Annotated in this window: 13 protein-coding genes and 1 pseudogene; 3 read left to right on the forward strand and 11 right to left on the reverse strand. The window is 36.8% G+C overall.

Features of this window, described 5'->3' with window-relative positions:
* Positions 1-277: 277 nt before the first annotated feature.
* The 4 genes from ACWF5P_RS14365 to ACWF5P_RS14380 all read right to left on the reverse strand — a co-directional run bounded on the left by ACWF5P_RS14365 (position 278) and on the right by ACWF5P_RS14380 (position 4,107).
* Complete coding sequence (locus ACWF5P_RS14365) at positions 278-721, reverse strand: C40 family peptidase (RefSeq protein ID WP_230175920.1); 444 nt, start codon at positions 719-721, stop codon at positions 278-280.
* Positions 722-943: 222 nt separating this feature from the next.
* Positions 944-1,570, reverse strand: a complete 627-nt coding sequence (locus ACWF5P_RS14370) for a metal-dependent hydrolase (RefSeq protein ID WP_452444995.1) — start codon at positions 1,568-1,570, stop codon at positions 944-946.
* A 498-nt stretch (positions 1,571-2,068) separates the two neighbouring features.
* Positions 2,069-2,974: a hypothetical protein gene (locus tag ACWF5P_RS14375; RefSeq protein WP_402937112.1), complete on the reverse strand. Its 906-nt coding sequence runs from the start codon at positions 2,972-2,974 to the stop codon at positions 2,069-2,071.
* Positions 2,975-3,213: 239 nt separating this feature from the next.
* Positions 3,214-4,107, reverse strand: coding sequence for a selenium metabolism-associated LysR family transcriptional regulator (locus tag ACWF5P_RS14380; RefSeq protein ID WP_434166993.1), 894 nt, complete (start codon positions 4,105-4,107; stop codon positions 3,214-3,216).
* A 133-nt stretch (positions 4,108-4,240) separates the two neighbouring features.
* Here ACWF5P_RS14380 and ACWF5P_RS14385 point away from each other — a divergent pair, with 133 nt between their 5' ends.
* Entirely contained in the window at positions 4,241-5,266 is a 1,026-nt protein-coding gene (locus tag ACWF5P_RS14385) for a putative sulfate exporter family transporter (RefSeq protein ID WP_434169669.1), read from the forward strand.
* A gap of 23 nt (positions 5,267-5,289) precedes the next feature.
* Here the strand turns inward: ACWF5P_RS14385 and speD are convergent, their stop codons facing one another.
* The 6 genes from speD to ACWF5P_RS14415 form a co-directional block, all read right to left on the reverse strand.
* Positions 5,290-6,126 carry an adenosylmethionine decarboxylase gene (gene speD, locus ACWF5P_RS14390; RefSeq protein ID WP_260357721.1) on the reverse strand — a complete coding sequence of 279 codons (837 nt, stop codon included), beginning with the start codon at positions 6,124-6,126 and terminating at the stop codon, positions 5,290-5,292.
* Positions 6,127-6,287: 161 nt separating this feature from the next.
* Complete coding sequence (locus ACWF5P_RS14395) at positions 6,288-6,950, reverse strand: ABC transporter permease subunit (protein ID WP_434166994.1); 663 nt, start codon at positions 6,948-6,950, stop codon at positions 6,288-6,290.
* Between the two features lie 17 nt (positions 6,951-6,967).
* Positions 6,968-7,885 (reverse strand): osmoprotectant ABC transporter substrate-binding protein, encoded by a 918-nt coding sequence (locus tag ACWF5P_RS14400; RefSeq protein WP_286141459.1) that lies wholly within the window; start codon positions 7,883-7,885, stop codon positions 6,968-6,970.
* An 11-nt stretch (positions 7,886-7,896) separates the two neighbouring features.
* A complete protein-coding gene (locus tag ACWF5P_RS14405; protein ID WP_133346510.1) occupies positions 7,897-8,550 on the reverse strand; it encodes an ABC transporter permease in 654 nt (217 codons plus the stop codon).
* A gap of 12 nt (positions 8,551-8,562) precedes the next feature.
* Positions 8,563-9,717, reverse strand: coding sequence for a betaine/proline/choline family ABC transporter ATP-binding protein (locus ACWF5P_RS14410; RefSeq protein ID WP_427574284.1), 1,155 nt, complete (start codon positions 9,715-9,717; stop codon positions 8,563-8,565).
* Positions 9,718-9,925: 208 nt separating this feature from the next.
* Positions 9,926-11,101, reverse strand: a complete 1,176-nt coding sequence (locus tag ACWF5P_RS14415) for an acyl-CoA dehydrogenase family protein (protein ID WP_452444996.1) — start codon at positions 11,099-11,101, stop codon at positions 9,926-9,928.
* A 481-nt stretch (positions 11,102-11,582) separates the two neighbouring features.
* Between ACWF5P_RS14415 and ACWF5P_RS14420 the strand changes: the two genes are divergently transcribed.
* Positions 11,583-12,215, forward strand: coding sequence for a 2OG-Fe(II) oxygenase (locus ACWF5P_RS14420; RefSeq protein WP_101225356.1), 633 nt, complete (start codon positions 11,583-11,585; stop codon positions 12,213-12,215).
* Between the two features lie 248 nt (positions 12,216-12,463).
* On the opposite strand, the gene ACWF5P_RS14425 is transcribed toward ACWF5P_RS14420, so the two are convergent.
* A complete protein-coding gene (locus tag ACWF5P_RS14425; RefSeq protein WP_452444997.1) occupies positions 12,464-13,243 on the reverse strand; it encodes a hypothetical protein in 780 nt (259 codons plus the stop codon).
* Positions 13,244-13,468: 225 nt separating this feature from the next.
* Here ACWF5P_RS14425 and ACWF5P_RS14430 point away from each other — a divergent pair.
* A pseudogene (locus ACWF5P_RS14430) lies at positions 13,469-13,561 on the forward strand (hypothetical protein); the annotation flags it as partial.
* Between the last annotated feature and the right edge of the window lie 47 nt (positions 13,562-13,608).

Genomic DNA, 13,608 nt, shown 5'->3' on the forward strand with positions numbered 1-13,608 from the left:
CCTCTCCCATCAACTTTGTTTTAACTTTAAGATAGAACACTTTTGTCTACAGTCTTTTTGTTTTTAAGTAGTATTAATACTCGAGGTGATATCGATACTTTCTTAAAAGTCCCCTCGTTGTCTAACCCATGCCATGTTTTCCTCTATAGCTGCTTCAATTCCAATAAAAAATCAAAAAGGTTTCGGAATGAAGCCTTCCGAAACCTTTTTGTCTACAAATTGAAAGAGACTTCATTAAGTCTCTTAGCTTTTTTATATTAAGATTGATTTTCTTCTATTATATACGTTTCGCACCAATATATTTTGGCTTCCAATAGGTATTATTGGTTTTAGCGTATGACACTCCTTTAGATGATGAAGAGTGTATGAATTCATTGTTTCCTATGTATATAGCCACATGTGTAGGTTTTTTCGCTTTATTTGGTGCAAAAAACATTAAGTCACCTTTTTGCAGGCTTTTAACTTTCTTACCTTTTTTATATATGTCAGCAGCAGTTCTTGGTAAATTCTTACCAGCTTTTTGATATGAATACTTCACTAAACCGGAGCAATCAAAACCTGAAGAGGAAATGCCACCCATTTTATATTTTGTGCCTAATTCACTTTTAGCCACTTTAATCGCTTTTGTATGATATGAAGCAGCTTCCACTTGGTCTCCAGCAAAGGATGCGGTTACAAGCGTAATAGCCAATGACAATCCGACGACAATTTTCTTAAACAAATTATTTTACCCCCTGATGTGATTTGCTAAACCTAATATACTAGAAAAGGTATATCACTCGCATCACAGGATCTTTACAAATATGTTACATTTAGTAGATTTAGGAAGAATGACCATATAAAACATAGAAATAAGTCGAATCAAGTGTCCATTCAACTTATTGAAAAGCACCTTTAATAAAACTATCTTTTTCTTCAAAAAAACAGCGGTAAAAAACCACTATTAAAATTCTTTTGAGAAAAATGGAAGAAATAATTTCACCCCACGTTTATTAAAAGGTAAACATTTCAAATCTGCAATTAAATGACTTATGTATCCTAATGAACAAGTGTCGAAAATTCCGTCAATCCCCATAAAGGCTTCGAATTGAAAGGCAATGATACCAAAGAAAGCGATACCGGCAATCGAATGGGTATAACTTCTATGTGGTGTAAAGGATGCCAGGATAATATAGACGCCTAACAGCCACAACCAGCTTTCCTGCAAAGATAAACCGCCACCTAAAACCGCTAATCCAGACAGGGTCAGCATATGCCTTTGTCTAATGAATGATGAAATAATGATGATTCCGATTCCTGCTCCTACACCGATCCACTTTTCCGTATTTGTGCCTTCCAATAGACTATAAATGATCATTAATATCCCAATCGTTTGTGCTATCGTTCGGATAAACTTATGTGAAAAAGTAATCCTATTACTTAACTTCCCATCAATATCCATATCGGGCATAAGACCAGAAACACCCCCAATGCCAACCAAGAATAAAGTGGTGGTCGGATCTGTTTGAAGTGTGTTTGCCGTCAAGAATCCAACTGTGGCCCCTATAGCCATGTGTGCTGTACCGTTCACTGTCTCTCTCCTGTCCCTCAAAGAAGTAATTTGTTCCCAAGAAACGAATGTTTGTTCGAATCCCTACATTCTAACTATACAATATTTTGGGGGAAATTTCTTTAATTCTTGTAAAAAAGCCAGGATAACCAATAATTGGAGCAAAAAAATACTCTTAGTTATACATTAAAAACAATTCTTCTAAATTTCTATAATTGCTTTGTTTAGGTAATTTCCACACTTTAAATCCGCAAAATATTTTTCTCTAAATTGACGTTTTTCATGAAATTTTATCCATCATATGAATATACTAATCTATAAGGGGAGTGATTCAGATAGCTTTTTTAAATGCCTTCAATAATTTTAAAAAAGGGAAAAAGTCTAAGAAAATAAAGAACATGGATTTTCGGGAACAGCATGTAAATAAATCGTCTGAGCTCATTGGGAACAATGAAATTGTCCAGAATATAATTAACAATCACCTTTCCAAAAAAAATAACCACTTGTAGGGTGGTTTTTTTAATTATTATGGGAAATGGTTTCATTCTTTTCCAACTTCTCGCTCGCTTCGTAAATATAGTTATATTGTAAATAGTAATCGTAAATGACATTTTGCAGGATTTTAAGCAGGGATTTATCGAATGTATCGAATTCAGTTTGATAACTATTTAAGACAGTGACGAATTTCCCTTCCATGTTTTCGAAATAAAAGAGAAGGAAATTCTTGTAATATTCACTATCGCTGTTGCTTTTATTCGTAATGCACGGATCGCCGGTTTGAATGGACTTATCAAGCATCGCTTTGATGGATTTAGGCAGCTTTGCTTTTTTGAACTGGTTCAGGGTATAGATATCATAGGTAAAGGAAAGTCCTAATTGATTGGAATAAAAATCCACGGCACAGTCCAATGTATAGATTAATGGTGTTTTAAAGTCCTTGCTGTTGGCAATTTCCTCTGATATCTCCAATTGAAATTCCTCGGATGTTAAATACGCAGCGAATTTCATCTTTGAACTGCTCATGCTGAATACTTCATAAACGGCTGCATCTTGTTTTTCAATTTCAATTTCGATATTAAAAAATTTAAAGTGTTTTAAACGGTAAAAAGCAATCGGTGCCAATAGGAAAAGCAATATCCAAACTAGGTAAAGAAATAACGTGTTAAAGATGATTTGATAAAATTCAGACGTTACGATCGGTTCGATGATTAACGATATCAATGTATGTTCAAAGCCCTGAGAAACAGGTGGCGCAGGTACAACGGTTTCCTCTGGCTTTTTCAAAGTTTGGATACCTAAATGAGCCATCGCAACTAGTGTATAAACAAAAATTAAAATTGTTCCAATCACATAAAATTTTGGCATGAATCCAATAATCCTGTCGAAAACAGAAACCCGTTTATCTTTCTGCTCCTCTATAGCCAATGTGGTTGCTCCTTTTAAGATTATTAATATCAGGAAAAGTCTACAGGGACTTAAAAACTTCCTGGTGACTGCCTATTAAATTTATATGTTTGCTATTATGTTAAAATACGTAAAATTCGTTTAATCATTGACATATTCCAATTTACTTTCGACGTTTTCATTAAAATTAATAATATTTCGCCGTTAAAAATGCCCAACCTCTTCATTGAAAATGAAAGGTTGAGCAAATGTTTAGGGTTTTATTTAGGAATGCCCTTTATCGCAAATTCTTCGACCTTCCTTAAAAACAACTCCATGGCTTTTGATGCTTCGAAGTCCAACTTTTTCACGATCGAAAAAGGTCTTATAATGGGTTCATTTTTCAAATGAAAGGTTTTCAATTCATTGGACTTCAATTCTTTTTGTACAGTCAATCGGGATAGAAGGGCAATGCCAAGCCCAGCCATCACCGCTTCTTTCACTCCTTGAATACTGGTGAAAATAAAGGTTTTCTTTATGTTTAACTCCAGACTGCTTAGAAGTTTATCGGAATATGTACGGGTCCCCGATCCTTGCTCCCTAAGTACCCATGTTTGGTTTTGGAGCATATTGCCCTCGATGAGATCCATTTGTGAAAGTGGATGATCCGGGGGAACGACAACGATCATCTCGTCATTCATGAATGGCCTGACATCTATATCTTTATAATCCGTTTCACCTTCAATCAAGCCTATATCAAGCTTATTCGAACGTATTCCTTGAATGACATCATTTGAATTCGAGATGATGATTTGTATGTCCACCATCGGATATTGAGCCGCAAATTCTGCTAATACTTTTGGAAGGTAATATTCCCCTATCGTGAAGCTTGCTCCTATTTTCATCGTTCCGCTAACCACGTTATTAAATTCATTTATTTCTCTTTTTGCTGTCTCATAATGATTAAGCATTTGCTTTGCATGTCTATACAAAATTTTTCCCGGCTCTGTTATTTGAACTTGTTTGGGAGAACGATAAATTAATTTTGTTCCTAACTCATTTTCCAGATTCCTTATGTGAAGACTGACTCCTGGCTGCGACAGGTTCAGAATGTCCCCTGCCCTTGAAAAGTTTTTCTGTTCGATTACGGTTACGAATACTTTTAATGGATCCATGGTTACCTCCCTATTTACCTATGCCTTTCATTTTATCATAAGTAGAAGTAATCATTGAAATAGCAAAAATATATTTCACTTATTTTTAATTTAGCTTTAAAGTTAAGCCATCAACATAGATGGAGTGATCACACTGGAACAAACAAACGTTGAAACTAAAAAACTCGGTTTTACAAAAGGGATAGCATTGACTTTGCTAATTGCCCTTGCAGCAAAATACTTAGCAGAGCTTCCATTCCTTCATATAATGGGACAGTTAGTCATTGCGATACTGATTGGTGTTGTTTGGAAATCACTGATTGGCGTCCCAGCCTACGCCATTGCAGGGACAAATTATTCAAGTAAAGTCCTTTTGAGAGTGGGCATTATCTTATTGGGCATGCGCTTGAACCTAAAGGATATTTTTAATGCCGGTCCGAAAACATTTGCAGTTGGTGCCATTAGTCTGGTATTTGCTATATTAGTAGTTTATGGAATGACCCGCATATTTAAAGTCGAGAAAAAGCTAGGCATATTGACAGCTTGCGGAACGGGTATTTGCGGAGCTGCTGCCATCCTGGCAATTTCCTCCCAAATAAAAGCAAAGGAAAGAGATACAGCAATAGCTGTAGCGACGGTTGCTGTTTTAGGCACAACCTTCACTTTCGGATATACGATCCTATATCCATTATTGGAGTTATCCGATCAAGGATATGGTATTTTTTCAGGTGCGACACTTCATGAAATTGCTCATGTCATCGCTGCTGCAGCACCAGGGGGAAATGAGGCAGTCGACTTGGCAGTGGTGGTCAAATTGACAAGGGTGGCCCTGCTCATTCCCGTCGCCATTTTGATTGGGTTCATCATGAATTGGAAAGACCGATCAACAGTTACCGGAAAGAAATTTTCCTGGAAGTCCATTCAGATACCGTGGTTCATTTTTGGATTTTTATTAATGAGTGCCATTTACTCTACTGGTGCAGTTCCCGAACCTTTAGCTGATAAACTTGTTATGCTTTCCTATATCCTCATGGCTATGGCCATGGCAGGACTAGGATTGAATATTGACCTTGTAACTTTTAGAAAATATGGCGGTAAACCTTTTTTAGCTGGACTGATCGGCTCTATCTTATTGACATGCCTCGGGTATGTATTGGTGCAGGCATTCCATTTAAATTAACTTTTCAAAAAAACAAGCATCCCTTAATCGGCATGCTTGTTTTTTACTATTGGATGCGGAACATTGGCACCATAAAAAATTTCATCCATCTCCGTTTGAAGTCTTTCTATAATTTCTTGCCTTTCCTCTTTATTCAGCTTTTCCTCTGTATAACCGAATAAGTAATTATTAATATCGAACCTTTTCAGCTTACATTTTGTATGGAATATATTTTCCTGGTATACATTCACATCAATCATGTCATATAAACCCTTTACTTCATCAGGAATATAGTTTTGAATGGAATTAATATCATGGTCAATGAACAATTTTTGCCCATCTTTATCTCGTGTAAAGCCCCTCACTCGGTAATCGATCGTGATAATGTCGGTATCGAAGGAATGAATGAGATAATTAAGGGCTTTAAGTGGTGATATTTCCCCACAAGTAGAGACATCGATATCGGCTCTGAATGTGCTAATGCCTTCATTTGGATGGTATTCAGGGTATGTATGTACGGTAATATGGCTTTTATCCAGTTGCATGACCACATTATCAGGTAAAGGCCCTGGTGATTCCTCATAAGTCCCCATAGGTACCTCGACGACAGGACCTTCTGAAACAAGAATGGTTACACTGGCGCCTTGAGGGACATAATCCTGTTTGGCCGTATTTAAAACATGTGCCCCTATTAAATCAGAAACGTTGTGCAAGATCTTCGAAAGCCGCTCTGCATTATATTGTTCATCGATATAATCCAGGTAGGCCTCCCTCTCTTCCCTGGTTTTTGTGTAACAAATATCATACATATTAAAGCTTAAAGATTTCGTAAGATTATTAAAGCCATGAAGTTCAATACGCTGCTCTGGTGTAAGTTTCATGATTGATTCCCCTTATATTTTTTTAGGACTATCCTTATAGTTACCCTTTTTCTGAAATAAAAAACTAAGTCTGCGAGCCTAAGCTTCTGCCTTTTTATCGATAAGCCAAGAAAAAGCCATTGCATTAACATGCAACGGCTTTTTTATTATCCTGATTTGTTCTATGCAGTATGAATTTTTTTCTTTTTTATCGGTGAAAGAATTCGTTCCAGCCATCCGAGTACAAGATCTGAAAGAATGGCCATCAATGCCGTCGGGATTGCTCCTGCAAGTATGATTGCCGTTCCATTTGAGGCATTCGTTCCCCTGACAATGATATCCCCCAGTCCGCCTGCCCCTACGAATGTACCGACAGCAGTTACTCCAATTGCAACGACAAGCGCTGTACGTAAGCCAGCCATGATGACAGACAGAGATAATGGCAGTTCGACCATTCTAAGTAACTGCAGCTTCGTCATCCCCATTGCCTTTCCAGATTCCAAATAAGCATGATCTATACTTGTAATACCGACATAAGTGTTCCTCAGGATCGGCAGTAAGGAATATAAAAACAATGATAAGATTACTGTGTTTGTTCCTAACCCCATTACTAGCATCAAGAGTGCGAGCATAGCCAATGCTGGTGTGGTTTGTATGACATTCGTTATCGAAAATACCCAATTACTCAATTTCTTATGTTTTGCAATGAAAATGCCTATCGGGATGGCTACAATTGCTGCAAATAAAACCCCATAAGCTGACATTAAAAAATGGCGATAAAATTCAGTAAGTACATACATCCAATTCTGTGTATAATAAGTTCCCAGCTGTTGCAAGGTTTCCATAAGTTTGCACCTCCCATTTATTCAAAATATTTATGTGCTTTAAGGAATTCTGAAGCTACGACCGATGGCTCCTTCAAGTTCCCATCAACTTCATAGTTCAGTTCCTGCATGGTTTCAGTAGTGATTTCGCCAATTAACTTATTAAGTTCATCTTCAATTTCAGGATATCGCTCCAATAATTCTTCGGTAACGACCGGTGAACAGTCATATGGTGGAAAATATTTTTTATCATCTTCTAAAAGCTTCAAATCATTAACCTTAATCCGTCCATCTGATGAGTATGCAAGAACAATATCCATCTGTCCATTTTTGACTGCATCGTATACCAGGCCAATCTGCATCGGATAAGTTTCTCCAAATTCCAATCCATATGTATCGACGAACCCTCTATAACCATCCCCTTTTCTTTTCAGCCAAGCACTATCTACACCTAACCTTAAATTATCTGCATCCTTTTCTAGGTCAGATATTTTCTGATACCCTTTTTCCTCAGCCAATTCATTTGAAATCGTAAAGGCATACGTGTTATCGAACCCATAGGAATCAAAAAATTTGAACCCATATTGTTCTTTGAATTCCCTTTGAACAATTTCCAACGCCTTTACTGGATCCTTTTCGATTTCCTGTCCCAGGACACTCGTTAAATCCGTCCCTGTATATCGAGTTGCTGCTATGTCTATATCACCGGTCTCCATCGCTTTTTGCTGAACGAAATTGGAACCTAGATTTTTGATGATTTTCGTATCAAGTTCCGTATTCCTTTCAAGGAGTTGAGCAATCATGTTCGCAAGTATTTCGGATTCGGTCATGCTTTGGGCACCGATCTTTACAGTAGTTTCAGAAGATGACCCTAAACCAGGCAAAGAACAGCCGGTGATCATTAATGAACAAACTAAAAGGGCCATTAAAATTGTACGTCTCATTTTTTTATACATGGTAATCCTCCTCAAGCAACTTCCTTCATACCTTTCAATCCTTTTGGAACGACTTTTCGTTCAATGATCGAGAATACATAATCCACAAGGATAGCCATGATGATTACCGGAACTGCACCTGCGATGATATATTCTGTTTGGTATAAATTCAAACCGATAAAAATGTAATCTCCAAGTCCTCCGCCTCCAATAAAGGAAGCCAAGGTGGCCCACCCGATCAAATAGACGGAAGCCGTACGGATACCAGCCATAATGACTGAAAGTGCCAGCGGAAATTCTACCAGACGAATCCTCTCCCAGCTTGTCATCCCGATGCCGCGGCCGGATTCAAGTAGATTTTCATTCACGCCTTTAATGCCTGTATATGTATTCCTGAGTATGGGTAAAACAGAGTAGAAAAATAACGCAATGATTGCGGGAGTTTTCCCAACACCGAGGAAAGGAATGAAAAAGGCCAGGACTGCAAGGCTCGGCAGTGTCTGCATTATGTTTGCAATTCCGATTATTATCGAAGCGCTCCTTTTCATTCGGGTCAACATAATTCCTAGTGGCACGGCAACTATTATTCCGAGGAAAACAGCGATCATGGATATATATAAGTGCTCCCAAGCCTTATAAATCAATTCTTGCCAGTTCGTTTGTAAAAAATTGAGCAAAGCTTCCATCTGATTCACCTCCTAAAACATTTCTGCCATTTCTGCCATTTGATTTTCTTCCTCTCCCCAGATGCTGTCATATACGATGTCGACCAATGTTGCCCTAGTGACAATTCCGACCAAATGTTTATTCTGGTCAACCACCGGCACATATTTGAACCCTCGCTTTAAAATCTTCTGAACGGAATCACGAATTAAAGTATCCTGTTTGACTGAGTAGACTTCAGTATTGATGACTTCACTGATAAATTTAGCTTTTTTTCGATATTCACTGATCGTTTCAACATCAACGAACCCTTTCAAAATATTTTGCTCATTAACCACAAGTAAAGAATCGACCCTTTTATCTCGCATTATTGTAATTGCATCGGTAAGGGATTTTTCTTCTGTAATGGATATTGGATTTCGACTCATGATTTGTTCGACCAACTCAACATTCGGTCTTGTTTGAAGCAAACGATCTTTTCCGATAAATTCTTCCACGAACTCATTGGCTGGGTTTCTGAGGATTTCATCCGGTGTTCCCACTTGGACGATTTCACCAGCCTTTAAGATGACGATCCGGTCGGCTAGCTTAATGGCTTCATCCATATCATGGGTAACAAAAACAATCGTTTTATCAAGTGTGCGCTGCAAATTTTTAAATTCCTCCTGAAGGGCATCGCGGGTGATTGGATCTAAAGCGCCAAAAGGTTCATCCATTAAAATGAGTGGAGGATTGGAAGCAAGTGCTCTGAGAACGCCTATCCTTTGTTGCTGCCCGCCGCTCAATTCATAAGGATACCTTTCCAGGTATTCAGGCCCCATATCGACAAGCTTAAGCAATTCCAGTGCGCGTTCCTTTTTCTTCTGTTCATTCCATTTTAGAAGTTTTGGAACGAGGGTGATATTTTCAAGAATCGTCATGTGAGGGAAAAGTCCGATTTGCTGGATAACGTACCCAATCTGTCTTCTTAGCTCGACTGGATCTTTATCCATGATATTTTCACCATTAATAAGTATTTTGCCTTCCGATGGTTCGATAAGGCGGTTAATCATTTTCATTGTCGTTGTCTTACCACATCCACTCGGACCAATGAAGCAAATGAACTCCCCTTTTTTAATATCCAAAGATATATTCTTTACAGCTTTCTTTCCTCCCTTATAGATTTTCGATACATTTTCGATTTTTAACATAACAAGCACCTCCATCATTCGCATACAATTACAAATTTTACAAATATATTAATTTTTCATATGCACAGTCTCTTGTACCCATTAGATAAGCTGTATAAACCTTTTGATTTAAAAAACTAGTCATATGTAATTATATTGAAAAAATGTCATAAAAAAACTACCTCATATTAATTGAGGCAGTTGATTGATTTAAAGTATTAATAATGAATTAAAACCCGATATTTTTAGCAATCAGAATTTTTACGGTTTCATCTGTCCCTGTAAAGAATTTTGAAAAAGGAATGTCCCGGTGACGCCGGGTAATATTATCGTCTTCCATATGTCCGTATCCATCATGTAAAAGCATGCACTTTTCAGATATTCGCTTAGACATCTCTGTTATCCAATATTTAGCCATCGATACTTCAGTTATGATATTCTCCCCAGTCATATGTTTACAGATCACCCCATCAACAAACGTCCTTCCCAGTTGAATATCGGTCGCTATTTCAGCAATGGTAAACTGTGCATTTTTAAATTTACTTATTTTCTTTTCAAATGCTTTTTGTCCCTTTATAAAATTCATCGTTAAGTGAAGCATGTCCTTCGCTGCTATTAAAGACCCAATCGCACACATTAGTTTTTCCTGTTGCAGTTTTTGCATGATATATGAAAGACCCTTCCCTTCCTCACCAAGGAGGTTGCCAACAGGTACTAAAGCATCATCGAAAAATAGCTCGGCTATGCCTGAACTTCCCTGTCCTGCATTACCAAGCTTTCTTCCTCGCGAAAATCCTGGCGTATCTTTATCAATGAGCAGCAAACTGATTCCGTCCTGAGAAGGAACAGCATTAAGATCAGTTTTGCATGCTACTATCATGAAATCAGCTGTAAAGCCATTTATGACAAACGTTTTAGCTCCATTAACATTATAATATCCATCTTTCTTGATGGCAGTGGTTTGAATATCCGCTATTTCCGAACCCATTCCCGGCTCTGTGAACGCAAAGGCGGAAATCATTTCTCCTGTAAAGAACTTTGGTAAATACCTTTGTTGTTGATCTATTGTTCCGAATGTAGCTATATAAGGGGCTACAACATCCGAATGAATGGATATTCCACCTAAAGCTGAACCAACCATTTCCAATTCCTCTGCCAGCACAACTGAATATCCAAAGTCCGCTCCCATTCCACCGAATTCCACATCAAGCCAGGGACATAAAAATCCATTATCTCCAATCTTTTTCCAAAAGGAGCGAGGTATCCCCCCCTCTTTTTCCCACTGATCATAAAAGGGGACAGCCTCCTTTGCGAGAAATTCACGAATTGATTGTTTAAATAATAAGTGTTCTTCCGTTAGGAAGGAACGGGAATCATCTTTATTGATTGCCAGCGTGCTAACCATAGGTTAACCTCCATTCGCTAATGGTTTTATTAAATACATCAATGTCAAAATAACTTATAATCCCTTCCATGAAAATATGTTAAACGCCTTGATGTAAGCGATTACAATAATTAAACATCAAACAGTAAAAATGTTCCTCAATATTCATGTTCAACAAAAGTATTGAATTCCCTTTAACAAATCTATTTTTTACCATTTTAATTATGTATTACTTAACTGCTTTTGAATATGGGTTTGCCATATATTCTATCGAGTTTATTTTTGGAATATTGTCGGGATTACAATAAAACGACTTCTTTTGTAAAAATCAATTATCCCTTTTTTTCGTCAAAATGTTCGTTTTAATTAACTCAATATGGAGGTTAGCAGAATAAGAAACAGTTATATAACAACGTTTATGGTATAATTAACAGAGAAAACGTTTACAAAGAAAGAGAAACTAATTGTTCGGAAAATTCATTCTTCTAGGAGTCGATGAAAGTTGACAGTTAAAGAACAAACCATCTTTAATCATATTGGAAATAAAATTATAACAGAAGATCGAGAAATTAACGTAATTGCTAGATTAGAAGAACCTTTAATTGTAGTTTTAGGAAATGTTTTAAGTGACGATGAATGTGACGAACTTATTAGATTGTCAAAAGACAAAATGCACCGTTCCAAAATTGGAGTTACACACGAGGTAAATGAAATAAGAACAAGCAGTAGCATGTTTTTTCAAGAAAAAGAATATGACGTCATAACTAAAATTGAAAAAAGAATATCATCCATCATGAGTATCCCCATTGAACATGGAGATGGTATTCAAATTCTTAAATATACTCCTGGTCAAGAATATAAAGCTCATTTTGATTTTTTCACATCTACAAGTCTGGCAGCAAAAAATAATAGAATTAGCACAATCATCATGTATTTAAATGATGTGGAGCATGGAGGGGAAACTTTTTTTCCTAAACTGAATTTTTCAGTGTCACCGCGAAAAGGAATGGCTGTGTATTTCGAATATTTCTATAACGATAAAAACCTAAACGAACTAACTTTACACAGTGGAGCGCCAGTTATCACTGGTGAAAAATGGGTTGCAACACAATGGATGAGGCGACAAAAAAAATAGTCTGCAGCTTGATAATGTAAACGCTGGACTATAAATACCTCAATTTTAGGTGCCAAATGATCTAAGGCACCTATTTGTTCATTTGGAAACTGTTTACTTAAAATGACCAAACGAATTGAATCAAAAAAATAATGTTCCCTTGAACTTCATAGCTTTCTTGATCCTAAACAATTGATTCGTTTCAAAACATACTTTTTCCCTGGAATTCTCGTTAAGTTTGATTTAATTATACTTTTTTAAAAACGCTCTCATTTACCTTTGTTGCTCTTTCTAAAATTATCGTAATCAGTCTTAATGTAATGAAATACCTTCGCGTTGCCATTATGGTCAGGATGAGTTATTTTTAATAACCCTTTATATTCTGCTAACACTTCTTTATTGCTCGCCATTTTAGAAAGCCCTAATTTTTTACTAAAATCATTTGATTGAGCAGTGGAATCAATATTGTAATTATTTCTTATGTTTTCTTTTAATTTTATCAATTCATTACGTAATTCAATATTTTCTTTTAATAAATCCTTTGTTTCATTTTGTAATTCACTTTTCTCATTCTTTAGTATGGCAACTTCCTTTTTGAACATATCCCTTTGCTGAATCAATATTCTTTTTGCAGTTTCATGAAGTTCTTCGATTCCTTCTATATGCTTATCTTGAGTTTGTATTTTCAATTTTAATCGATGTATGATTTCGTCCTTATTTTGATCTATGAAATCATTTATGGCCAGCTTTGAAGCAGTTTCATCGCTTATGTATCCAGTGTTCCTCTTTCCGTTTCCCGCATTTTTAATTTTACCTTCACGAAGCCAGCGCCTAACAGTTTGTATGCTATTACTTTCTTTTATTCCTGCATCTTTTAACATTTCAAATGCTTGATCTGTGTCATCCAATATGTATCCAGTTTCTCTAATCCCGTTTCCTCCCTCATATTTAATCTTACCTTCACGGAGCCAGCGTCTAACAGTTTGTATACTGCTGCTTTCTGTTACTCCTGCGTCCTTTAACAGGTCGAAAGCTTGATCTGTGTTCACGTTGTTCCCCCTTCCCCCTTATTACGCAACGTAATATTACTTCGATTGATATTAGCCTATTAAAAGGAATATATTTTGCAAACAATGCGGCTAATTAATATGCCAATGTTTTAAATGATAGCATAGCCATTTTCTAAACAAAGAACAAACAGATGAAGAATATATGACGAATATCACAGAGAGATAACGATAAGGTATCAAACTTAAAAGTGGGGCCAGAAAATGGCCCGTAAAATTGTAGATAAAGGGAAAATGACAGCAAGACCCCGTATGGCAGTGAAGAAAGCACGTGAATTGACCCGGAGGAAAAGTGTTTTATTTTTGAATCTTTCTGAAGGGGCGGAATGAACTTAGACAGCATAGAA

The organism is Peribacillus sp. NPDC055009 (assembly GCF_053608705.1).